The following is a 22,543-nucleotide window of genomic DNA, read 5'->3' as shown; positions in this document are numbered from 1 at the left end:
AGGAAAACGGTTTTCCCGTTACGCTTTGGTGACCGACGGAAGCCAGGTGGACAGTGGCGGCCAGAAGGTGACGACCATCAGGGCGAACACCATGGTCAGGAACAATCCCATCATCCGCTTGCTGGTCGGTCCGAGTTCTGTTTTTCCAACAGCGCATCCGACGAACAACGCCGTTCCTACCGGAGGCGTGCACAGACCGATGGCCAGGTTGAAGATCAACATGATGCCAAACTGGATCTCAGACATGTGGATGATCGGGCCGGTCACGACCGGCAACAGGATCGGCGTCATGATCATGATCAGCGGAGCCATGTCCATGAAGCAGCCCAAGAGCAGCAACATCAGGTTGATGACCAGAAGGAGCAACACACGGTTGTCCGTCAGGGAGATCAACGAATTGGTGATCATCTCCGGGATGCGGAGGTTGGTCATCATGTAGGCGAACCCTTTTGCCGTGGCGATCAGAGAAAGCACCGTAGCCAGTGTCTTCAACGTGTTCTTCAGAACCTGGGGAAAATGTGAGATCCTGTCCGAACGATAAATCACATAGGTCAGCAGGAAGGCGTAGACACAGGCGATGGCGGCCGATTCCGTCGCGGTGAACACACCGGCGGCGACACCGACCATGATGATGACCAGCGTGAACATCGGCAGGATGGCGTTGAGGATCACTCCGACGCATTTGCCCATCTCACAGGTGAACTTCGGATTGGACAGAATCCTCCAGCCCTCCGGATTCTTCACGTTGGACCATTTGGTGCCAGCCGGACTCTTGGAAAACTTCAGCCAGCGCATCTTGTCTCCCGGGCCGATGATGATGCCTTTGGGGAAGTTCAGCCGTTTCCCGATAAAGAAGCAGTACACCATGAAGCACAGCCCCAGGAACAGACCGGGGAACAGGCCGGCCATGAACATGGCGCCGATGGACACGCCGCCACCAGCGGCAAGCGCGTAGATGACCATGTTGTGGCTGGGCGGGATCAACACGCCTTGGCAGGCGGTGGTGACGGTCAGGCCGACAGAGAATTCATGGTCGTATCCCTGCTTGTACATCATCGGGACGACGACGGTACCCAGGGATGCCACATCAGGCGACCGCTGAGCCGGAAACACCGCCGAACAGGGTGGAGGAGACGACGTTGACGTACGCCAGGCCTCCCCGGAATTTGCCGACCAACAGGTTGGCGAAATCGATGATCCGGTCGGAAATCTTTCCGGCGGCCATAATCTCTCCCATCAGAATGAAGAACGGGATGGCCAGCAGGGAGAAGTTGCTCACGCCGTCCAGCATCGGGGAGATCAACGCTGCGATGTTCAGTCCGGAAAGGGTCGCGGAGATCAACGTTGCGATCAAAAGCGCGAAGGTTACGGGGATGTGGAGGAACATCAGGATGAAGAATCCTCCGAGAAGGGCGAACGACGCCCAGCCTGTCATGCTCATTTGGAGGCCTCCTTGAGTTGTCTCGCCGCTTCACGCTGTTTCACGATGGCGACGTAATCCACTTCCTTCGCGCTGTACAGCAGGTCTCCTTTGTCCAAGACCCCTGTCAAGAACAGGATACAGTCGAACGTGATCAGGAAGCCGGCAAGCGGAATGGGAAGGTACTGCAGCCAGGTCGGCCAGCCGGTCATCGGCAGGGTACCGGGGAACTTCATCATCATCAGCATGCGTCTGCCGCCGAAGTACAGGAAGTATATTCCACAGACCAGCATGGAGGTGTCACACAGATAATCAAAAAACTTCTTGCCCCATTTGCCGCAACGGTTGTACAGCAGGTTGACGGAGATGTGGATGTGGTCGCGCACTCCGAACGCCATGGCGAGGAACGCGAACAACGTCACCAGGAGACGGGGGACCTCCTCCGCCCAACCGATGCCGGTATTGAAGACGTACCGAAGCAGTACGGTCATGAAGACGATGACGATCATCGAGGCAAGCGCGACTTCGGCGATGATCAACATGATGAAATGGGCCCAGTGGTTGATGACCCGCAACCATTCAGAGAACATGTGTCCTTGATTATTCGCGTAATCAGGCACCATGTTCTTGGCTACCGCCCATTCGTGGAATGATTGTTTGGAATGTCTTTCTTGCATGAAATTCCCCCGTGAGAACCAATACAGAGAACCAGGGAAGCGGATTTCCGCCTCCCTGGTGTGCATCAAACCTTAGTAGTTCTTTCCAATCTCTTGGATTTTCTGGATGACGTCGGTGTAATCCTTGCCATACTTGGCATACACGCCGCTCATCCGGCTCTGGAACTCAGCCTTGGCTTCCGGAGTCAGCTCGATGACCACCGTACCCTTGGCGCGGACGATCTCTTCGGACTCTTTCTCTTTGGCGGCCCAGGCTTTCTTCTCGAAATTCCTCGGTGTCCTTGGCGCACTGCTTGATGATGGCAAGATCATCGGCACTGACAGCCTTCAGGGCAGCGACGGAACCAAGCAGAATCTCAGGGACTCTGGTGTGCTCGTCAAGAATGTAGTACTTGGCGGCTTCGTAGTCACCCATGTTCTGGTAGGTCGGCCAGTTGTTCTCTGCACCGTCGATCACTTTCTGGGTGATGGCAGAGTAGACGTCGTTCGGTCCGATACCGGTCACACCGGTGGCTCCCAGGGAAGTGACCATATCAACCATCATCTGGTTGTTCTGCATACGAATCTTCAAGCCCTTCATGTCGGCGACGGAATGGACTTCCTTGGTCAGATAGAAGGAACGGGCACCTGCATCATAGTAGCAGAGACCCATCAGGCCGGAACCAGACTTCTCGATGTCAGCAAGCATCTGCTGGCCGATTTCGCCATCAAGGACTGCCCACTGGTGAGCGGCGTTCTTGTACAGGAACGGCATCTGAATGGCGTTGAGGGCGGGAACGTACGAAGCAACGGGGGATGCGGATACACGAGCGAAAGCAAGGTCACCAGCCTGCATGGCTTCGATGGATCCCGTTTCCTGTCCGTACAGCGTTCCGCCGGTGTACACTTCAATTTTTACTCTGCCATTGGTGCGCTCTTCGACCAAGCGGGCGAACTCGTGATCAGCAAGTGCCGTGGGATATCCTTCGGCGTGCACTTCGGAAAGCTTCAAGGTGACCGTTTTGGCGGGAGCAGTGGTTTTGGTGCCTGCGGCTTCCGTTCCACCTTGCGCGGCGACTGACAGGGTGAATACCGTCAGCACCATCAACAGAGCGACGAACAGTTTTTTCATACAAACCTCCTGAAAAATGGGACGCCGATACCGGCGTGCCGGATGTGGCGCGTCAGGACTTTTCCCATCGCTCCACATTCCGATTCATTTTCCCATTGGGTTTTTCACCTGTGAAGATGGAATTTTATGGAATCGGGCAAAATTTTTTCAGAAATGTACACTATGGAGTAGCTTGGATCTGTTGGATGATGTCCTGGTATCCCGAACCGAACGTGGTGTACAGCGGACGTACCGCTTCCTCAAACTTCTCCCGTTCTCCGGGAGCGAGTTCGGTGACCACCACGCCTTTGGAAAGGACGTGTTCCCTGGCCGTCTGTTCCTTCTCCGCCCAAAGTTTCCGCTCAATGGCGGAGGATTCCCTGGCGCACTGGGCAATGATGTCCCGGTCTTCCTGGCTCAGGCTGTCCCACGTCATGGCGCTGACGATCTGCATTTCCGGAACCCGGTTGTGCCCGTCGGTGACAAAGTACTTGGCAACCTCGTAGTGGCGGGTGGCTTCGTAGCTTGGCCAGTTGTTTTCCGCGCCATCCACTTCTCCGGTCTGCAGACTGGCGTACACGTTTCCATAGGGCATCTGCACCGGTGTGGCGCCCAGGGCAATGATCATCGCGCTCATCAGTTGGGATTCCTGGACACGGATCTTCAGGTGTTGCATGTCCTGGAGCGTGGTGATGGAATGTCCGGAGGTGTAGAAGTTCCGTGAACCTGCGTCATACCAGGAAAGCCCGATGATTCCTTTTGGCTCCAGGGAGCGGAGGAACTGGTCGCCGATCGCCCCGTCCAGGACATTCCACATGTGCTGGGCGTCCCGGTACAGGTAGGGGAGCTGGAGGATGTTCAGCGACGGCGCGAGTTCGGAGAGCGGGGAAAGCGAGCCACGGGCAAAATCAATCGCGCCGAATTCCATCTGTTCGAACACCGATTTCTCATCGCCCAGTTTTGCGTCCGGGTAGACGATGATGGAAATCCGCCCGTCCGTCCGTTGGTTGACCTGCTCGGCGAACCACAGGGCGGCCTGGGTGGTCGGGTACTCCAGTGGTTGGTTTTCCGCATATCTGAGTACCAGTTGCGGACTGGGTTGCTGGGTGGTGGCTGGTTCCTGTTTGGAACAGGAGAGAAGCAACAGCGGGATGAGCAGGAGGCACGGTATCAGACGTTTCATCCTTGCACCTTCTTGAAGTCCGTCGGGGAAACCCCGTATTTCTGTTTGAACACCCGGGCAAAATAGGTGTGGTCGGAGAACCCGGTCTTCTCCGCCGTGGTCTGCACGCTTTCTCCGCTGGAAAGAAGCGCCTTTGCTTTTTCCAACCGAATGTCCGTCAGGTACTCCACATAGGACTTGTGGAAGTATTCCTTGAACAATTTGGAGAAATAACTGGGGTTGATCTGCATCATTTCCGAAAGGGTGTTCACCCCCACCTGGTCGGCGTAGTGCAGGTGAAGATACCGGTCCACCATGGCGAACGAACGGCTGTACTTGTTGCGGTTGTCTTCTCGTACGGCGGATACCGCGGCGTCGATGTAGTCCATCAGATACACTTCCATCTCCCGAATGGAGGCTTTCTCCGGATCGGCGCGGAAGAAGTAGGGGATTTCCGCTTTCAACGTGTAGGTGAACACCACAATGGCTTGGTAGGCGGTCTCTTCGGGGTCGGGAAGTTCCTGGGAGATATCCAGAATGACGTGCGCTTCCTGCCTGGCCTGCTGCAGATCCCCGGCAAGCACCGCCTCCCGTGCCTTGGCGACGGAGTTGGCGATCTGCTGGGTTGCGATCTGGGTGTCCAATCCTTTGCGTTCCTGGAACCGCAGGGAACGCGCGCCTTCCTGACCGGCCCAGAGTCGTGCCATGGACGCGGAATGGATGGAACGGGGGATTTCTTTGAGGTTCTGGAACGGAAGCCCGATACCCTGGATGATTCCCGAATCCTGGGAAACTGCCTGCTCACACCGTTCCATCAACGCTTCCGTCCGGTTGGTGAACAGCAGAATGGTGATGCGGTCGAAACTGGAGTAATAGCAGAGTTTTGTCTCTTCAAGCAGAGGATCCGCCTGTTGGATTTCCTGCAACCGCGCCGTGGTGAGGTTGCTCACCACGATGGCAAAGCCGCATTCCAACGTGATCTGCAGCAGGCGGAAGTACTGGCGCGCTTTCTCTTCGTCCACCGTGCCGTATTTCAACGAGGCAAAGAAGTCCCGGGTGAATGCCCCAAGGACGGAACGCATCCGCTCCTCCGGTTGCTTCTGTCGGGCGATATAGGCCATCACTTTGTCCAACGTGCTGTTGAGCGCCTGTTGGGTGGTCGGTTTTACCAGATAATCCGTCGCGCCCAATTGGAGCGCTTCCTTGGCGAAATCGAACGTTCCCCAGGCGGTGAGAAACACGATGGCGATCCGCTGGTCGTATGCCTTGATCTGCCTGGCAGCCTCCAGACCGGAGAGCACCGGCATCTGGATGTCCATGAACACCACCTGCGGGTCATGCTCATGGACCATGTTGACCGCTTCCTCCCCGTTGGCTGCTTTCAGACAGGTGAAGGGACGCCCGCTGCGGAAGATCATCAAGGCGATGGCATCCCGTTCCAGATTCTCATCATCGACGATCAATGCCGTGTAGGTCATGTCAGTCCTCCTGTCGGGATGGTGATGGTAACCCGTGTGCCGCCTTCCTCGGATATCCGTTGCATGGTGAAGGATCCTTTTCCTCCGGTGAACATGGAAAGGCGATCCCGTACATTGACGATGCCGATGTGTTTCCCGTCGGATTGCAGATTCTCCACGGAGAAATCCGCTTTGATCCCCACACCGCTGTCTTCCACGATGATGGTGGCGCGGCCTAAGTCTTCCGTCGCCGTGACGGTGAGGAAAGCCCCCTTCGGGAAGCGGTTCAAGCCCATGCTTGATGGCATTTTCCACCAACGGTTGGAGGAACAACGGGGGAGCCATCAACGACCGGAGCGACGGAGCCAATGAAAGCGAATAGGCGAGCCGGTCGTTGAACCGCGCCTTCTGCAGTTCCAGGTATTGGCGGGTGAAGGCGAACTCCATCTCCAGGGGAACACTGTCCTTGTATTCCAGCGGATACCGGAGGAACCCTGCCAGCGTGTTGATCAACGTGACGGTCTTGTCCGCCTTCTCGAACAGCGCGGTATGACTGATCGTGGTCAGGGTGTTGAACAAAAAGTGTGGGTTGATCTGGCTTTGCAGGGAGAGGAACTGGGCCCGTTCCAACTCCCGGTGCATCTTCTCCTGCTGGAGCGTGTGCTGGTACAGCTGTTGTTCCAGTGAAATCCGCTCCTTCAGGCTCTGTTTCATCGTGTTCATGCTGGATTCCAGAAAGAGCAGTTCCCGAGGTCCGGAGGGAAGCAGGTCCGGGGTGTCCAGGTTTCCCTTGGTGATCTCCCCCGCGGTTTCCACCATGTCTCTCAGCGGATTGGTCAGCCGGTGGGTGATGCCCACACTGGCGATGATGGCGGTCGCGCAGACGACGAGGAGCACCAAAATCACCAGCACACGAAGGCGGGTCATCATTTCCTGGTTCCGGATGGATGCCAGGGAATCGGCACGCACCGCCTGGCTGAGCAATTGGTTGTAGCAGTATCCATCCAGGTAGGTGAAGACCTTCAGTCCCCAGTAATAGTCGCTGAATTCCGCTTCACTCTGCAGCGGGAAGGATTTGCCCATCATCGTATCGACGTAAGTGGTGAGGTAATCCAAGCCGTTCTGGATGGCCCGGACCAGAAAGTACCGGTCTTGGTTTTCCTGGTAGGTGACGGCAAGGTTGTTCGCTTCCGCTTTGGCCCGGTAGAGCGCGTCCCGGATGTTTCCACCGCCATGGGATATCTCCTCCAGAGTTTCCGCACCGGTCAACCCGGTGAAAAACTGCTGGTAGGTCTCTCCTGCTTCGCTGATGTTCCGGGACAATTGGTTGATCGTCTGGTAGGTGGAGATGCTTTGCTGCATGTTCCCGGCGATGGCGTAGACCCGGGAAAGCAGAATGAAGGACACGGCAAGCGTACAGGCCAGGATGGACAGACACAAGGTCAGGATGATCGTCTGGAATGTCGGCCTGAGGCGCCCTCCCATTGGTTACTCCTTTCCGTCCTTTTCCAGGATCCGTTTGGTGACCATCAGGGCCACCATGCAGAACAGCGCGATGGAAATGGTGGCGATGCCGCCGGCGATTCCCGTTTTCTCCGCGACAGCCCCGACGATGATCGGCATCAGGATGCCCCCGATGGACGCGATGGCGATGCAGTTCCCTGTAGCCACGGTGGAGCTGTTGTACCGGTTGGGCATCGTGCCCAGCGTTGTCGGGTAGGTGGCGCTCATGAACAGGCCGAGAAGCAGGACGGAGACCAACGTAACGGTTTTGTTTCCGCTGGTCAGCATCACCAAAAAGCAGGCCGTCTGGGCAAGACCCAGCACCAGCAACAGGGAATTCTTGTGGAGTTTGCCGCTGACGGCGGCACAGGTCAGTCTGCCGGCCAGCATCATCAACCACAGCAGGGAGGATGAGATCTGGGCGACGGCGGGAGCAAGTCTGCCCTGTTTCCTTGAAGTAGGTGATCAACCACCCCATGATGGACGCTTCATTGCACAGATAGAAGAACAGGATGCCGGTGTTGATCCACCAGTGGGCATCCTTGAAGTATCCCCGTCCCTGGTCCTGACTCTTCTTCATCGGCGTGTCGGAGAGGTTGGAGGTATCGATGGCGCCCAGGGAGAAGATTTCCAACTCGACGATCAAGGCGACGGAAATCCACCACCACGACGGGTTGTGGCGGGTCAACGCCAGGACGATGATCGGGGAAATGAACGCTCCGACGGCGAACGTGGAATGGAGAATGTTCAACGCGCTGGTCTTTTTGGTGGAAATCTCCGCCGTCACCACGTTGGTGATGTTGGACAATGTTCCCCGTCCCACACCGGTCAGGAGGAATGCGAAGAGCAGCAACACCGGGTTGCCGGTCAATACGATCATGGTAAGCCCGATGGCTTTCCCCGCGGTCAGGTACATGGTGCTTCGTTTTCTGCCGATGGCATAGGGCAGGTAGCCTGCGACAAACACGGCGATCAGGTTGCCTGCCTGATGGGCGGAGAGCAACATGCCCCGGAAGGTGTAGGAAAGGTGATACTCCTCCTGGAGGAAGGGAGGATTGCTCCGAAGAGCTGGCTCATCAGGCCACTGCAGAAAAACGCGAAATACATCGCGTACATCAGACGCTTGTTCTCGTTGGATACCCCCAATGAGGTGGCGATGGAACGCATGGGATACTTCCTTTTTGTGAATGGTGATTCTCATCCGTATTTGTACCGGTATTGGAGCGGTTTGTCCAGCGATTGGACTTGCATCGGCCGTCCGCAGCTGATAGGCTGGATGACAAGGAGTTCAGGTATGGCGAAACGGGGTTTCTTTGGTTCGTTCCTCCGGGCGTTGCTGATCGCCGTGGTGGTGTTTTTCCTGTTGTTTTTCTTCTGGCCGAATACCGCGGAGCGCTATTTGGGGGCCAGTTACCGGCACGCAAAGACATCGGTGGACGCGGCAGTGTCCCAAACGGTGGGACGGGCCATGGCGGCGGTGAAACAGAAACTTTCGGATCCTGCCATTCAAAAAAGGCTCGCGTCATTTGCTTCCCAAGCGGGAGACGCGTTCACCGACGAGGTGAAGAAGATCGTCCAGGATGCCGGGGATCTGACCAAGGAGCAGACGGCCAAGTTGCAGAAGGCGCTGTCTGATCCCGCGACGGTACAGAAACTCAAGGATGCGGCTGTAAAAGGTGGAGACGCGCTGGAACAGGGCATCGATTCCCTGGTGGAAACGGTAAAACAATGAACGTGACGTTTCTGGGGACGGGAACCAGCCATGGAATTCCCGTGCCTACCTGTACCTGTCCGGTCTGCACTTCTTCCGATCCCCGTGACAACCGCTACCGTTCCTCGGTGATGATCCAGCAGGATGACCGCGTGTTGGTCATCGACACCGGGCCGGAGTTCCGGCTCCAGGCGCTTCGGCGCCCACATCATGCACATTGACGCCGTGTTGTACACCCATACTCATGCCGACCATTTCTACGGCATCGATGACCTGAGGATGTACGCCAATGACAAACCGCTTCCCGTCTACGGCAACCAGGCGGTCAGCGATGACATGCATCGGCGATTCCCCTATGTCATCCATGCCCAGGCGATCCATGACGGGCTTCCCCATCTGGTTCCCACCGTGCTTCCTTCCTTGACGGAGGTGGAGATCGCCGGGTTCCCGGTGATGGAGATTCCCATCCACCATGGAGGGCACATCATCTCCGCCTATCGGATCGGGGACCTGGTGTACGCCACGGACTGCAGCGGCATCGACGCGCCATCCCTCCAAGCGATGCTGCATCCGTCCGTGCTGGTCATCGGGGCGCTCCGCTATCGTCCCCATCCCACCCATTTCTCCATCGACCAGGCGATCCAGGTCAGTGAGCAAATTGGTGCCAAGCGGACCTATTTCATCCATATGTGCCACGACATCAGCCACCAGAAGCTGTGTGATGAGCTTCAAAGCGCGGGCAGGACGACAATTCTTCCCTCGTATGATATGCTGTCCATCGAGGTGTAAGGTGAGCGAAGAACTGTTTTCTCCCAAGAAGAAGCTGTACATCATTGACGGATACGCGTTGATTTACCGGTCCTACTTCGCGTTGATCTCTTCTCCGATACGCGATGGGGAAGGGAACAACGTCTCCGCAGTGTTCGGGTTTTTCAAAACGGTGATGAAGTTGCTCAGGGAGTACCATCCCGATTATTTGGTGGTGGCGTTGGACAGCCACGCGCCGACGTTCCGCCACCAGCTGTATCCTGCCTACAAGGCAAACCGGGACAAGGCGCCGGACGACCTGCATGCCCAGGTGCCGGTGATCGAACGGATTCTGGAAGAAATGCATGTGCCGCACATCAACAAGCCGGGTTTCGAGGCGGATGACATCATCGCCACGCTCAGTGATGAGGCGAAGCGACAGGACATCGACACGGTGATCTTCACCGGTGACAAGGATCTGCTCCAGCTGGTGGACGATCGTGTCAAGGCGCTCCGTCCTCCCAAACCAAAAACCAACGATTACCGCATGTTCGGAGAGAAAGAAGTCAAAGAGGAGTACGGCGTCATGCCTGGGCAGATCGTCGACTACCTGTCGTTGATCGGAGATTCCAGCGACAACGTGCCGGGGGTGGCCGGCATCGGACCGGTGGGGGCCGTCAAGCTCCTGGCCTCCTATGGGACGCTGAAAGGGGTGTACCAGCATCTGGAATGATCTCTCCCCATCGGTGCGGGACCAAGCTGCTTGCCGCCAAGGATCATATGGACCTGACCCGTACGTTGATCGAGCTGAAGCACGATGTCATGGCCGTCGATTCGTTCGACACCCCGCAGTTCCTCTGCAAGGACATCGACTATCGTACGGCAAGCCAGGTGTTCGACCGCCTGAAGCTTGCGTCTTTGTCCAAGGAAGCCATCAGCATGGCTCCCCAGGCAGCCCAGGATGCCCAAAAGCAGGAGAATGACGATGCCAAGGCGGGCAAGCGGGGCGTGTATCATGGCGTGACGGACATGGGAGAACTTTCTCGGCTTCTTTCCGTTGCCCGTTCGGAGAGCGCATACCTGGCTTTTGATACGGAGACCAATTCCCTGGATGAAATGAACGCCACGTTGCTGGGCTTTTCCTTCGCGTGGAAGGAAGGGGAGGCGTACTACGTGCCGGTGGGTGACGATAACCGGAATGTGGTGAAGGCCATCCTTTCCGACGCGCTTTCCGTTTTCCAGATCATCGGGCAGAACGTCAAATACGACTACAAGGTGATGAAACGGTTGGGTGTGACGATGGCCCATCCGTACTTTGATACGATGATCGCCGCCTGGCTTCTGGACAGCGCGGGCCGGGCGTTCAACCTGGACTATCTGGCGGACAGATACCTGAACTACAAGACGATCCACTACGACGATCTCATCCCCAAGGGGAAGACCATCGCCGACGTGCCGCTTCAGCAAGCCAAGGAATACGGCGGGGAGGACAGTGACCTGGCCTTCCGTCTGTGGCGTCTGTTTGAGCCACAGCTCAAGGAGCGGCATCTGGACCGGCTGATGCGGGACGTGGAGATGCCCCTGATCACCGTGCTGGCTGAGATGGAATGGGCCGGCATCACGTTGGATGTCGGACGGGTGAAAAAGTTGGACGGAGAGTTCTCTTCCATGATGCAGACATCGGAAGCGCAAATCTACGCCTATGCCGGCACGCAGTTCAACCTGAACTCCCCTGCGCAGATGCAGAAGGTGCTGTTCACCGACCTGAAGATTCCTCCCGGGGCGAAGACCCGCACCGGCTACTCCACTTCGAGTGATGTCCTCGAGCCGCTTGCCGACACCTATCCGATCGTCAAGGAGATCCTTGCCTACCGTCAGGTGAGCAAACTGAAGAACACCTATGTGGATACGTTGCCTGGGATGATCGAGCAGACGGATGGCAGGATTCATCCCCACTTTCTGCAGACCGGGACGGAGACGGGGCGTCTTTCCTGCAACAATCCCAACCTGCAGAACATTCCGGTGCGCAGTGAGGAAGGGCGGAAGATCCGAAGCGCGTTCGTCGCGTCCCCGGGATGTGTGTTCCTTTCGGCGGACTATTCGCAGATCGAACTGGTCGTCCTGTCCCACATGGCTCAGGATACCGAGTTGATGGACGCGTTCCGGGCCGGAGAGGACATTCACCGCAGCACGGCGGCGAAGATTTACCATGAGTTCGACGCGTTCGTCACGCCAGAGCAGCGACGGGTGGCCAAGACGATCAACTTCGGCGTGGTGTACGGCATCAGCGCCCACAGCCTGTCGATAGATCTGGGCATCACCCACGCCGAGGCGAAGTCGTTCATCGACAACTACTTCGATACGTACAAGGGGGTTGCCGCCTACATCGATCGGATCCATACAGAGGCGGAAAAGAACGGATTCGTCACCACGCTTCTGGGACACCAGCGGGAGATCAAGGAGATTCGCAGCGCCAACCATACGGAGAAGGCCAAAGCCCAGCGGGTATCGGTCAACACGGTGATCCAAGGGTCGGCGGCGGACATCGTCAAGCTTGCCATGCTGAAGGTGACAGGCGCCATGCGGGAAGCGAAGGTGCGATCCCGCCTGCTGCTGCAGATCCACGATGAGTTGATCTTCGAAGTTCCCAACGAGGAAGTGGAGATGATGACGAGCCTGGTGAAGAAAGCGATGGAAGGGGCGTATCAGCTGTCCGTTCCGCTGAAGGTGAGCATTGAGACGGCGCCGGATTGGGGAGGCATGCACTGATGGTGGTGGTTGGTTTGACCGGCAAAGCCTGTTCGGGGAAAAATGTCATTGCGGGGATGCTGGCGGACAAGGGATGGCGCATCGTCGATGTGGACAAGCTGGGGCATCCGATCCTCCAGCAGGCGGCCGACGAGGTGCGTCGGGATTTCGGACCGGAGACGATCGGTCCGGATGGTGTGGTGAACCGCAAGGCGTTGGGGGCGCTGGTGTTCGCCGATCCTTCCAAGCTGAAGACGCTGGAGGCCATCACCCATCCACGGATGGTCGCCGAATGCAAACGGATCATCGCTGAGGAGACCGCTTCCGGAGGACAGGTGGTCGTGTTGAACGCGGCGCTTTTGTCCCGGATGCACCTGGATGGACTTTGCGATCTTGTGGTGTTCGTGCGTGTGCCGTGGTACATCCGTTACCGTCGGGCCCAGATGCGTGACGGAATGGATCTTGCTCGGTTCCGTAACCGTGATGCGTCGCAAAAAGACATCGCCATCGACACCATCGCGCCAGGGCGCAAGGTGGTGGTTCTGGACAATGCGGGGAGTTTGGAGTCGATTCATCGACAAGTAGCGGCGTTGTGTGATACCATAACCCAAGCGATGGGCAAGGACTGGCAGGTATGAAACAAGCAGGACGGATCAGAATATTGGTGTTCACCACGATGTTGGCGGCCATGACGTTCGCCGTAGTATGGCTGACGCGTCCGGCAGCGGACAATGAGATGATCGAGATCGCAAAATCCCGGCAGCTGCAGCCGTTGATGGAAATCGATCAACCGGCCCGGCTCTCCAAGACGGTGGATGATGAGAATCGTCAGACGGCCGAGGATCTCTACCCATACCTTTCGGAAAAGATCAAAGCGGACAAAACGCTGACCGATTTCTTGGTCGCCACGGTAGGGGATGAGTTCGACCAGCGCCTGTCCACCTATACGAACACCACATTGCCCAACACACTCTCCACCTTCCAGAAATCCGTACAGCAACAGGTGGACCAGGCACTCGCCGCTCAGAAAAACGCCACGGACGCGCAGCTTGCCCAGTTGCAGAAAGATGTGCGATCCCAGATCGAAAAGCAGGTACCCCAGGCGGTGGATGCCATGATACCTTCATTGGTCACCGCGTTGGTCAAGGAGTTCAGCGATCATCAGGATACCTACCTGCCCCAGCTTGCCGAGGCGCTCAAACCGTACCAGAGTCTGGATGAGGAGCAACTGAAGAGCGTCTATCTTGCCTATCGGAACGCCATCATCGCCGATCTGGTACCGGCCATCCTGGATCAGGGTGAAGCGGAAGTGAAAGCGGAGATCGACACGTATCTGGACAGCCGGTTCGCCGAGTTTGCCACGACGTATCCTGCTGCAACGGAAGCCACGCAACCCGCAGCCACGCTCGAAGCGGAGAGCCAGGCCCCCACAGCGGAAGAAACGTCTGCCGTGGTGACGGAAAGCGCTCAACCTGTGGCTTCGGAAGCGACAGCCCAGACGGAAAAAGCGGCCACTGCGGAGCCGGTGGCGGAAACCTCTGCCACTACGGAGGAAGAGACGGAATCCACCACTGTGGCCGTGGCGGAAACGACGGAGACGAGTGTCATCTCGGCTCCTGAGATTACGGAGAAAGAAACTCCTGTGACCCTTACGCAGGAAGATTACATGACCCAGCGGGAGAAGATCCGGCAACAGGCCATTCAGGACGTACTGAACAAGATTGGATCAGGAACGTGAACCGCGTTGACGGGAAAGATGAGGACCGGGAAACCGGTCCTTTTTCATGTCTGCGGGTCGCGGTAATGACGGATTCCACCTTCCGGGGTGCGGAACGTCCATACTCCGTCTTCCTGGGAGACAATGTATGACTGGCAGAGGGGGATTTTTCCGCCGCCATGGGGGAGATCGGCTGCGTAGACCGGCATGGCCAGGCCGGAAAGCCTCCGTCTGAGTTCCTGCTCGATCTCCATGCCGCGGGCCAGTGGAACGCGGAAATAATCCGTACCGGAAACCAGATCCCCCTGGAACAGGTAGTACGGTTTGATTCGGTTTGCAACCAGTTTGTTGCAGAGTTCTTCCAGCACATCAGGGGCATCATTCACACCACGGAGCAACACTGTCTGGTTCATCGCGGGAATCCCATGGTCGACGAACCGGGCGACGGCTTCACGCGCCGCGTCGGTCAGTTCCCGGGGATGGTTGAACTGGGTCATTACATAGAAGGGGGCGGTGTGGTGGGAGGTGATCATTTCCACCAGGCTGTCCGTCACCCGCTGGGGCTGGGAGACGCAGATGCGGGTACAGAGCCGGATGACCAGATCGGCTCGCGCCGTACGGAAGATGGTGATCATCCGGTCGATCGCCTGGTCGGAGAGGGTCATCATGTCCCCACCGGTGAACAGGATTTCCGTCACTTCCGGGTGGGCCTTGCAGTATGCGGCTGCTTCCTCCATTTCCTTTTCGCTTGCCGGTCCTTGGAACGTCCCGGTGAAGCGTCGGCGGAAACAGTGCCTGCAGTACATCGGGCAGATGTCGGTCACCAGGAACGCCACACGGCTGCGGTAGCGATGGATCAGGCGACTGGTGACGCTGTGGCTCACCTTCTTCCAACGGGTCGAGATCCTCATAGGGCTGGGATGTCTGTTCGTAGCGGGTGGGGACCACCTGGCGTCGGAGCGGGTCGTTCGGGGTCGTTGGGATCGATCAACGAAAAGAAATAATCGGTGATGTTCACCGGGAGGTGGGGTTTCCGCTCATCAAATGCACGTTCATCATCGGTCAGATCGAGACGCCCGGCCAATTCTTGCATGGAATGAATTCCGCTCATATGTTCTCAGTTATAGGGAAAAAGCGGAAAGATTGCAACGAAGAGGGAAAAGAGGGAAAGGTTCGTGGTGTTGCTGGTTTGTACGAGAAAACCATCAATTCCTCCGAAGGAAAGCGTTTCTCCATGGACGTGTGCGCTTCTCGGGGGTAGCATGGAAGAATCAACGTTCCCAAACAGAAAAAATATGGTATGCTTGGGGACATCGGAGACGGTTATGCAGCAGGAAGCGAAAAAAAAGAAAGATCTGAAAGGGTACTATCTGACCACGTTCCTCATTGGGTTGGGTTTCTTCACCATGGGGTTGATGGATCCCCTGTACGACACGTACGTGCCGATTTTCTTGGGAAAATTCATCCAACGGAACTCGGTGATCGGCACCATCATGACGTTGGACAACATCCTTGCCATCTTCTTGATTCCTGTGTTCAGCACCCTGTCCGACCATACCCATACCAGGATTGGGCGGCGCATGCCGTACATCATCACCTGCCTGCCCATCAGCGCGGTAGCCTATGCGTTGATGCCGTACGCGGCGTTGAAGAGCCTGGTGTTGCTGGTTACGTTGATTTTCATCCTGAATCTGTTCAAACAGGCCGTCAGGGGCCCGGTCGTCGCCCTGATGCCTGACATGATCCCCGGAGACCTTCGCAGTGAGGCCAACGGGGTGATCAACACCATGGGGGGCATCGCCACCATCGTCGGTACGGTAGGGCTCGCCCGGCTGATGAACGTGCCGGTCTCTGTGCCTGGGTTCGCGGAGAAGCAGACCGGCATTCTGGCGTTCCCGTTCGCGTCCCTGTTGGTGTTGCTCGCCGTGTTGCTGCTGTTCCTGTTCGTCAAGGAATCCAAGGGGCAGGGAGGCGGTCAGGCCTCTGAGAAACGGGAACCGATCTGGGCTTCCATCAAGGCGGTGGTTGGGGAGAAGGACAAGAGCGCGTTGTTCATTCTCCTTTCCCTGTTGTTCTGGTTCATTGGGTATCAGGGGATTCTGCCGTTCGTCGGCAAGTATTCTCTGGAAGTGCTGCATACCAGCAAGGGAACGGCATCCCTGGCTGCCGGCATGGTGGGCATCGCCTACGCGCTGTTCGCCATTCCTTCCGGACGCTTCGCCCACCTGCACGGCAGGAAGAAGACGATCCGCGGCGCGTTGGTCTGCCTGGTGGTTGTCCTCCTGTTGATCTTCATCCAAGGGGGGCTTTCCCTCTCTTCGTCCGTGGCAAAATACACGTTCTGGTTGCTGCTGTTCCTGTTTGGCATCTTCTGGGTCACTGTGGTGACCAACAGCTTCCCGATGCTCTGGCAGATGTCCACCTATGAAACGGTGGGGATCTACACCGGGTTGTACTACTTCTTCAGCCAGCTGGCGTCGATCATCTCGCCGCCCATCGCCGGGGCGTGTATCGACCGCTTCGGCTATCGTTCCTTGTTCATCTACGGTTGCGTCTCCATGCTGGTGGCGTTCTTCCTGATGGCCAAGGTGGACAAAGGCGAACCGGAGGATGCCAATGCCTGACGATGGCCTGTTCCGCAAGGAAAGTCTGGAGCACATCACCAACCCCCAGCAGCTGGACAGCTACATCGTGGTGACCCACACCGGCTGGTGGTTTCTGCTGGCCGCGCTTCTCGTCCTGATGGTCTCCGTGTTCATCTGGGCGGCGGTAGGGAGCATTCCTGAGACGATCAACGCCAAGGCGTTGGTGGTGGATGGCACGCATCTGGTTGCCTATCTTCCCGTGTCGGAGAACAACTTGTATCTGGTGGGCAAGCAGGTTGCCATCACTCCTCCCCGTGGCAAGCAATCCTATGATGCTCGGGTGTATGCCGTTTCCCAGACGCCGCTCTCCCGGCAGGAAGTTGCCTCCACCGTTTCCAGTGACTGGCTGTTGTTCAACTTGATGACCAGCAACTATGCGGACCGGGTGACGATCATCTCCAACCAATCCCTTCCCGTCGCGACGGGTACGTTGTGTGACGTGAATATTCTGTTGGGACGGATCAAACCGATCCAATACATCCTCCAGTAGGGGGCGGAAATGGGCGGAAGAATGGTTCGGGTTCCCCAGGTGATGCAGATGGAAGCGGAGGAGTGCGGCGCCGCGTGTCTGGACATGGTCTGCTGCTTCTACCACAAATGGTTGCCGCTCGAGCAGGTCAGGCTGGACTGTGGCGTCAGCCGTGATGGCGCAAACGCGCTTGCCATGGTCAAGACAGCCCGTTTGTACGGGCTTGGACCGAAAGCCGTATCCTGCAATCTGCAATATCTGAAGGAAAAGGCAAAGCTTCCCGCCATCCTCCACTGGGAATTCAACCATTTTGTCGTGCTTGCGGGATTCTTCCGGGGTAAAGCGGTGATCAACGATCCTGCGGTAGGCCGTCGCACCGTGACGATGCAGCAACTCTCCGATTCGTTTACCGGCATCTGTCTGGAGTTCTCCCCTGACGAAACATTTGTCCCCGAGGGGAAAAAGCCCAGTGTGTGGCGGTTCATCGGTTCCCGAATCGCCGGCATACGCCGTTCCCTGGTATTTGTCATGCTGGCCACGTTGCTCTCTTCCGCTACGGCGGTGGTGATGCCGGCGTTCTACCGATTCTATCTTGACCGGATCCTGGGAAAGGATAAACCGGGGTATCTGTCCCCATTCCTGATGGCCCTCCTGCTGTTGATCATCTTCCAGGTGGTGGCATCCTTGTTGGACGAGGTGGCCATCCGGAAGTTCCGGGGAAAACTGACCATTCTGTCCAATGTGAAGTTCATGTGGCACAGCCTCTGCCTGCCGCTTTCATTCTTTTCCCAGCGCTCCAGCGTGGATGTGGCGGCCCGTCAAACCGAAAATGACGAGGTGTCCTCCACCATCACCACCAAACTGGCTCCGTTGTTGGTCAACCTGGTGATGATCTGCGTGTACCTGTATCTGATGGTTTCCTACAGTGTCCCGTTGGCGTTGGTGGCGTTGTGCGCCACAGGCGTCAACCTGATCGCCGGAAAGATTGCTTCGGCAGGCCGTATCGCCTATTCCAACGCCACGATGATCAACCAGTCGAAGCTTCGTTCCACCACGGTCAGCGGCATCGACATGATCGATACGATCAAGGCAAGCGGCGCGGAGAACGGGTTCTTCAACCGATGGGCCGGCATGCGGAGCCTGTTGACCCGGACGACCGTTTCGTTTGCCCGGCGTAACGCCGTCACCAATGCCGTTCCCATGCTGGTGCACCGTCTTTCCGAACTCATCGTACTCGCCTTGGGCTCGGAGATGATCATCAACGGGCAGATGACGGTGGGTATGCTGATGGCCTTCCAGGCGTTCATGAACCAGTTCCTCGCCCCGGCGGAGAACCTCCTGGCGGACCAGCAGAGTCTGGAGGAGATGGCCACTTCGGTGGAACGGATCTGGGACGTGATGGATTATCCGGAGGATCCGTTGCTTGAGGAACGGAAAGGTCCAGGAAGGTGAGGAACTCACCCCGTTGGAAGGGAACATCGATGTGAAGGGACTGCAGTTCGGCTACAGCAGGATGCTGCCACCGGTGATCCCGTCGCTGGATCTTTCCATCAAGAAGGGACAGACCATCGCCTTGGTCGGGCCGACGGGAAGTGGCAAATCCACGCTGGCCAAGTTGATCCTTGGGTTGTACCAGCCGTGGAGCGGGGATATCCGCTTTGACGGAAAACTGCGCAGGGAGTATCCCCGTGAGGTGATGACCTCTTCCATCGCGGTGATCGACCAGGATTGCAAGATGTTCGAAGGGACGTTGATGGAGAATCTGAAGCTGTGGGATGACACCATCGAGGATTCCACGGTGATCCAGGCGTGCCGGGACGCCATGATCCATGGCGACATCATGCTCCGGCAGGGTGGGTACAGTTGTCGGGTGGCCGAGGATGGCCGGAACTTCTCCGGAGGACAGTTGCAACGGTTTGAGATCGCCAGGGTGCTTGCCTCATCCCCTTCCATCTTGTTGCTGGATGAGGCCACCAGCGCGCTGGACGCTGATACGGAATACCAGGTGATGCGCAACATCAAGGCCCATGGCGTGACGATGCTGGTGATCAGCCACCGGCTCTCCGCCATTCGGGACAGTGACGAGATCATTGTTCTCGATCATGGACAGATCGTCGAACGGGGAAGGCACGAAGAACTGTTCAAGGCAGGTGGGTTGTATTCCCACCTGGTCACGGTGGAGTAGGTATGGACAACGGACGCAAGCGGATCATTCGGAAGATCGAAAACGACAACGACACGGTGGAGAGTTCGTTCTTCAATGTCGCGTCCCTGATCATGGGCGGCAGGCAGACGATGGCCACCGAAGAACTCAGGCGGCAGAGCGCCCGTACGTCGGTGGAGGAGCTGTGCCGGTATTTTCATGTTCCCTATGCAAAGAGCGCCGACCGGCTGGATGACGTGGATGTGCAGATCGATCGGATGCTTCGACCCGCCGGGTACATGCGACGCGCGGTGACGTTGGATGCGTCGTGGTGGAAAAACAGCCGTTCCGCCATGCTCTGCCATGCCAAGGATGGCACGACCGTCGCCTTGATCCCCCGCTCCTACAGCGGGTACACCTTCTTTGATTATTCCCAAGGTAAACGGCTCAAGGTCGATGCCCAGACGGCGTCCCTGTTGACGGAGAAAGCGGTGATGTTCTATCGTCCGCTTCCCCAGCGGGCGCTCTCCCGTCATGATCTCTTCTCGTTCTTCCTGACGTTGTCCAACGGACGGGACTACCTGTTGTTCCTGCTTCTTGCCTTGGCGTTGACAGCCCTGTCGTTGGTCATGCCGTGGGCGATCCGTTTCCTGTTTTCCAAACTGGTGCCGGTCGGTGAGGTTTCCCTGGTCGTCACGCTGTTTTTGATGCTCAGTGGCGTCGCCGTCTCCCAGGCGTTGGTGGGCGTCAGCCGGGATTTGGTGCGCAGTCGGATTTCCCTGGGGGTGGAGGATGGGTTCCAGAGTGCCGTCATGGCTCGCATGATGTATTTCCCGTCTTCCTTTTTCTCCCGCTACTCCAGCGGAGAACTGACCGAGGTTACCGACGCGTTCAACCGGCTTCCGTCCCTGATGGCAAATCTGCTTCTTGGCTCCGGCTTGACGGTGCTGCTCAGTCTGGTCTATCTGGCCCAGATTCATCTGTTCGGGCCCTACCTGGTTGTTCCTGCCCTGACGGTCCTCGTCGTCCAGTTGGTCCTGTCGGTGATCAGCATCGTGCTGTTCCAAGGGATCCAGGACAAGAAAATCCGGTTGGAGAGCAAGTTGTACGCATTCGTTTACAACTTGTATTCCGGTATCCAGAAAGTAAAGAACGCCGGTGCAGAGAAACGGGCGTTCGGCAGGTGGGCATCATTGTACAAGGAGGCGCAGGAACCGGAATACGGAATGCCGGTGTTCCTGCGCGTCTCCCAGGTGATCATCGGAGCCGTCTCCCTGCTTGGAACGATCTGGTTCGCGTTCGTCGGCGTGACGAGAAATGTCAGCGTGCCGGATTTCGTGGCGTTCAATTTGGTCTATGGATTGCTCAGTGGAGCGTTGCTTTCGTTCGTCCAGCTTGCTTCGGTGTTCGCCCAGATCAGACCGGCGCTGAAGATCGGCAAACCCTTGATGGAAACGGTGCCGGAACTGACCAGCGGCAAGCAGTTTGTGGAAGAGGTTGCCGGGAAGATCGAGGTGAACAACGTCAGTTTCCGGTATGAGGACCAGAACACCAAGGTGTTTGATGACCTCAGCCTGACCATCCAGCCTGGACAGTACGTCGCGTTCGTCGGACGGACCGGGTGTGGCAAGAGCACGTTGATCCGTTTGCTGCTCGGTTTCGGCAAACCGCAGGAGGGAGCCATCTACTACGACGGCAAGGACATCAACACGTTGGATCTTCCTTCCCTTCGCTCCCACATCGGCGTGGTGTTGCAGAACGGCAAGCTGTTCTCCGGGGACATCCTGTCCAACATCACCATCATGGACAGCAGCATCTCGGACGACGAGGTGTGGCGCGCGGCGGAGATCGCCGGCATTGCCGACGACATCCGGCGGATGCCGATGGGCATGTACACCCACATCAGTGAAGGTTCCCGGCGGTATTTCCGGAGGTCAGAAACAGCGGATCATGATCGCCCGGGCACTGGTTTCCCATCCGTCCGTGTTGATCTTCGACGAGGCGATGAGCGCCTTGGATTATCTGACGCAGAAGAAGGTTTCCGAATCATTGGAAAAGCTCTCCTGCACCCGTATCATTGTGGCCCATCGGCTTTCCACCATCCGCCAGTGCGATCGGATCTTTGTCTTGGATGGAGGGAGGATTGCGGAGGAAGGAACGTTCGATGAACTGAACACCGACGACCACCTGTTCACCTCTCTGATCACCCGGCAACAGCTGTAGGATGGACTTTTGGGAACATCTGGGATATATTCCAGGTAAGAGGAAAACGAGATGAAGGCCAAAGTAATGCGAAACGCTGGCCGAGTCCCGGCAAAGGCGGTTCCCGTCTCTGACGAGGATCTGGCCAAAGTCCAGGGCGGCAAGCAGGTTGCGGTGCTCCGTTTGCACGCGGTGGTACCGGAGCGGATTTCTGTCATTCCCACGGCAAATGGATTCACCGTTGCGTCCAACAATCCGTTGACGACGGTCACCACGCAGGAGACTGCAGATGGAACGACGGTGACGATAATGGGAAGTTGATGGAATATCTCTGAACGATACGGGCTACCTTGCGAGGGTAGCCCTTTTTTATGGAGTACATGGTGGAGAAGGAACCTTTTCGCGATGATGTGTTCCGGGCGTTGCTTCGTCGGGCCTATACGTTGGAATCCAACGATTGGTTCGGGTGCTCGGCCAATGAAGCATGGGGGCTGTTTTACACGTACATGCGCATCCAGGGAGTCGCCGCGTGCTCCGAGTTCGTCAGCAAGCGCGCCACCTACGAGGATTTCGTCATGTTCGGCATGCACATGCATCGGTTTTGCTCGGTGTTCGGGACGTTGTTTTGCGGGGATGGCGACATCTTCATGGATCATGTCTGGGAAGGATTTGACAAGTACAAGGACCGGTTGGGGAAGACGGAGATCCGGCAGGGACTGATCGACACCGAGCACGACATCTCCATGGAGGACTTTGACAAGCGCTACCACCCCGAGGTGCACATCTACGGTCCGTTTCGTGATTACGATCCGTTGGCCTGACAGTCGCGCTTGCCATCATCGTGCTTCTCTC

Annotated in this window: 21 protein-coding genes and 2 pseudogenes; 14 read left to right on the top strand and 9 right to left on the bottom strand. The window is 57.2% G+C overall.

Annotated elements, in window-relative coordinates:
- Positions 1-18 precede the first annotated feature (18 nt).
- The 7 genes and pseudogenes from LKE28_09180 to LKE28_09150 form a co-directional block, all read right to left on the bottom strand.
- Positions 19-1,387: pseudogene (locus LKE28_09180) on the bottom strand (TRAP transporter large permease).
- 50 nt (positions 1,388-1,437) lie between these two features.
- Positions 1,438-2,097, bottom strand: coding sequence for a TRAP transporter small permease (locus tag LKE28_09175; GenBank protein ID MCH3908386.1), 660 nt, complete (start codon positions 2,095-2,097; stop codon positions 1,438-1,440).
- A gap of 166 nt (positions 2,098-2,263) precedes the next feature.
- Entirely contained in the window at positions 2,264-3,208 is a 945-nt protein-coding gene (gene dctP, locus LKE28_09170; GenBank protein ID MCH3908385.1) for a TRAP transporter substrate-binding protein DctP, read from the bottom strand.
- Positions 3,209-3,368: 160 nt separating this feature from the next.
- Positions 3,369-4,370, bottom strand: coding sequence for a TRAP transporter substrate-binding protein (locus tag LKE28_09165; protein MCH3908384.1), 1,002 nt, complete (start codon positions 4,368-4,370; stop codon positions 3,369-3,371).
- Positions 4,367-7,291, bottom strand: coding sequence for a response regulator (locus LKE28_09160; protein ID MCH3908383.1), 2,925 nt, complete (start codon positions 7,289-7,291; stop codon positions 4,367-4,369). Before LKE28_09160 ends, LKE28_09165 begins: the two co-directional genes overlap by 4 nt.
- A 3-nt stretch (positions 7,292-7,294) precedes the next feature.
- Positions 7,295-7,702 (bottom strand): hypothetical protein, encoded by a 408-nt coding sequence (locus tag LKE28_09155; GenBank protein MCH3908382.1) that lies wholly within the window; start codon positions 7,700-7,702, stop codon positions 7,295-7,297.
- A gap of 304 nt (positions 7,703-8,006) precedes the next feature.
- Positions 8,007-8,315: pseudogene (locus tag LKE28_09150) on the bottom strand (MFS transporter).
- A 288-nt stretch (positions 8,316-8,603) separates the two neighbouring features.
- On the opposite strand from LKE28_09150, the gene LKE28_09145 reads away from it, so the two are divergent.
- Genes LKE28_09145 through LKE28_09115 form a run of 7 tightly spaced genes read left to right on the top strand, consistent with a single transcriptional unit; the run spans position 8,604 to position 14,253 of the window.
- On the top strand, positions 8,604-9,041 hold the full coding sequence (locus LKE28_09145; protein ID MCH3908381.1) for a hypothetical protein: 438 nt from the start codon (positions 8,604-8,606) through the stop codon (positions 9,039-9,041).
- The gene (locus LKE28_09140; protein MCH3908380.1) at positions 9,038-9,241 is read left to right on the top strand and encodes a hypothetical protein; all 204 of its coding nucleotides are present in this window, start codon (positions 9,038-9,040) and stop codon (positions 9,239-9,241) included. Before LKE28_09145 ends, LKE28_09140 begins: the two co-directional genes overlap by 4 nt.
- Entirely contained in the window at positions 9,231-9,809 is a 579-nt protein-coding gene (locus LKE28_09135; GenBank protein ID MCH3908379.1) for an MBL fold metallo-hydrolase, read from the top strand. The genes LKE28_09140 and LKE28_09135 overlap by 11 nt, the downstream gene beginning before the upstream one ends.
- A 1-nt stretch (position 9,810) precedes the next feature.
- Positions 9,811-10,500: a hypothetical protein gene (locus tag LKE28_09130; GenBank protein MCH3908378.1), complete on the top strand. Its 690-nt coding sequence runs from the start codon at positions 9,811-9,813 to the stop codon at positions 10,498-10,500.
- Entirely contained in the window at positions 10,497-12,536 is a 2,040-nt protein-coding gene (gene polA, locus LKE28_09125; protein ID MCH3908377.1) for a DNA polymerase I, read from the top strand. The genes LKE28_09130 and polA overlap by 4 nt, the downstream gene beginning before the upstream one ends.
- Positions 12,536-13,153 (top strand): dephospho-CoA kinase, encoded by a 618-nt coding sequence (gene coaE, locus LKE28_09120; protein MCH3908376.1) that lies wholly within the window; start codon positions 12,536-12,538, stop codon positions 13,151-13,153. The genes polA and coaE overlap by 1 nt, the downstream gene beginning before the upstream one ends.
- Positions 13,150-14,253, top strand: a complete 1,104-nt coding sequence (locus LKE28_09115; protein MCH3908375.1) for a hypothetical protein — start codon at positions 13,150-13,152, stop codon at positions 14,251-14,253. The genes coaE and LKE28_09115 overlap by 4 nt, the downstream gene beginning before the upstream one ends.
- A 44-nt stretch (positions 14,254-14,297) precedes the next feature.
- Here the strand turns inward: LKE28_09115 and LKE28_09110 are convergent, their stop codons facing one another.
- The gene (locus LKE28_09110) at positions 14,298-15,143 is read right to left on the bottom strand and encodes a KamA family radical SAM protein (GenBank protein MCH3908374.1); all 846 of its coding nucleotides are present in this window, start codon (positions 15,141-15,143) and stop codon (positions 14,298-14,300) included.
- A complete protein-coding gene (locus LKE28_09105; GenBank protein ID MCH3908373.1) occupies positions 15,140-15,325 on the bottom strand; it encodes a hypothetical protein in 186 nt (61 codons plus the stop codon). Before LKE28_09105 ends, LKE28_09110 begins: the two co-directional genes overlap by 4 nt.
- A gap of 232 nt (positions 15,326-15,557) precedes the next feature.
- Here LKE28_09105 and LKE28_09100 point away from each other — a divergent pair, with 232 nt between their 5' ends.
- From LKE28_09100 to LKE28_09070, 7 genes are all read left to right on the top strand, one after another.
- Complete coding sequence (locus tag LKE28_09100) at positions 15,558-16,856, top strand: MFS transporter (GenBank protein ID MCH3908372.1); 1,299 nt, start codon at positions 15,558-15,560, stop codon at positions 16,854-16,856.
- Positions 16,849-17,367 (top strand): hypothetical protein, encoded by a 519-nt coding sequence (locus LKE28_09095; GenBank protein MCH3908371.1) that lies wholly within the window; start codon positions 16,849-16,851, stop codon positions 17,365-17,367. The genes LKE28_09100 and LKE28_09095 overlap by 8 nt, the downstream gene beginning before the upstream one ends.
- A gap of 9 nt (positions 17,368-17,376) precedes the next feature.
- Entirely contained in the window at positions 17,377-18,798 is a 1,422-nt protein-coding gene (locus LKE28_09090; protein MCH3908370.1) for a cysteine peptidase family C39 domain-containing protein, read from the top strand.
- Positions 18,770-19,531 carry an ATP-binding cassette domain-containing protein gene (locus tag LKE28_09085; protein ID MCH3908369.1) on the top strand — a complete coding sequence of 254 codons (762 nt, stop codon included), beginning with the start codon at positions 18,770-18,772 and terminating at the stop codon, positions 19,529-19,531. Before LKE28_09090 ends, LKE28_09085 begins: the two co-directional genes overlap by 29 nt.
- Before the next feature lie 2 nt (positions 19,532-19,533).
- Positions 19,534-21,657: an ATP-binding cassette domain-containing protein gene (locus LKE28_09080; GenBank protein ID MCH3908368.1), complete on the top strand. Its 2,124-nt coding sequence runs from the start codon at positions 19,534-19,536 to the stop codon at positions 21,655-21,657.
- Positions 21,658-21,763: 106 nt separating this feature from the next.
- Positions 21,764-22,012, top strand: coding sequence for a hypothetical protein (locus LKE28_09075; GenBank protein MCH3908367.1), 249 nt, complete (start codon positions 21,764-21,766; stop codon positions 22,010-22,012).
- 59 nt (positions 22,013-22,071) lie between these two features.
- A complete protein-coding gene (locus tag LKE28_09070; protein MCH3908366.1) occupies positions 22,072-22,512 on the top strand; it encodes a hypothetical protein in 441 nt (146 codons plus the stop codon).
- Positions 22,513-22,543 lie beyond the last annotated feature (31 nt).

The sequence above is a fragment of the Sphaerochaeta sp. genome, from assembly GCA_022482495.1.
In the GTDB taxonomy this organism is placed as follows: domain Bacteria; phylum Spirochaetota; class Spirochaetia; order Sphaerochaetales; family Sphaerochaetaceae; genus RUG023.
The sequence above is the reverse complement of the archived record's forward strand: the minus strand, read 5'-3'. Positions and strand labels throughout refer to the sequence as shown.

Coding starts and splice junctions, on each gene's coding strand:
- dctP (MCH3908385.1), bottom strand. CDS start 3,208: ATGAAAAAACTGTTCGTCGCTCTGTTGATGGTGCTGACGGTATTCACC.
- LKE28_09115 (MCH3908375.1), top strand. CDS start 13,150: ATGAAACAAGCAGGACGGATCAGAATATTGGTGTTCACCACGATGTTG.
- LKE28_09145 (MCH3908381.1), top strand. CDS start 8,604: ATGGCGAAACGGGGTTTCTTTGGTTCGTTCCTCCGGGCGTTGCTGATC.
- LKE28_09155 (MCH3908382.1), bottom strand. CDS start 7,702: ATGATGCTGGCCGGCAGACTGACCTGTGCCGCCGTCAGCGGCAAACTC.
- polA (MCH3908377.1), top strand. CDS start 10,497: ATGATCTCTCCCCATCGGTGCGGGACCAAGCTGCTTGCCGCCAAGGAT.
- LKE28_09165 (MCH3908384.1), bottom strand. CDS start 4,370: ATGAAACGTCTGATACCGTGCCTCCTGCTCATCCCGCTGTTGCTTCTC.
- LKE28_09105 (MCH3908373.1), bottom strand. CDS start 15,325: ATGCAAGAATTGGCCGGGCGTCTCGATCTGACCGATGATGAACGTGCA.
- LKE28_09095 (MCH3908371.1), top strand. CDS start 16,849: ATGCCTGACGATGGCCTGTTCCGCAAGGAAAGTCTGGAGCACATCACC.
- LKE28_09090 (MCH3908370.1), top strand. CDS start 17,377: ATGGGCGGAAGAATGGTTCGGGTTCCCCAGGTGATGCAGATGGAAGCG.
- LKE28_09075 (MCH3908367.1), top strand. CDS start 21,764: ATGAAGGCCAAAGTAATGCGAAACGCTGGCCGAGTCCCGGCAAAGGCG.
- LKE28_09080 (MCH3908368.1), top strand. CDS start 19,534: ATGGACAACGGACGCAAGCGGATCATTCGGAAGATCGAAAACGACAAC.
- LKE28_09160 (MCH3908383.1), bottom strand. CDS start 7,291: ATGGGAGGGCGCCTCAGGCCGACATTCCAGACGATCATCCTGACCTTG.
- LKE28_09070 (MCH3908366.1), top strand. CDS start 22,072: ATGGTGGAGAAGGAACCTTTTCGCGATGATGTGTTCCGGGCGTTGCTT.
- LKE28_09140 (MCH3908380.1), top strand. CDS start 9,038: ATGAACGTGACGTTTCTGGGGACGGGAACCAGCCATGGAATTCCCGTG.
- LKE28_09175 (MCH3908386.1), bottom strand. CDS start 2,097: ATGCAAGAAAGACATTCCAAACAATCATTCCACGAATGGGCGGTAGCC.
- LKE28_09110 (MCH3908374.1), bottom strand. CDS start 15,143: ATGAGGATCTCGACCCGTTGGAAGAAGGTGAGCCACAGCGTCACCAGT.
- coaE (MCH3908376.1), top strand. CDS start 12,536: ATGGTGGTGGTTGGTTTGACCGGCAAAGCCTGTTCGGGGAAAAATGTC.
- LKE28_09100 (MCH3908372.1), top strand. CDS start 15,558: ATGCAGCAGGAAGCGAAAAAAAAGAAAGATCTGAAAGGGTACTATCTG.
- LKE28_09135 (MCH3908379.1), top strand. CDS start 9,231: ATGCACATTGACGCCGTGTTGTACACCCATACTCATGCCGACCATTTC.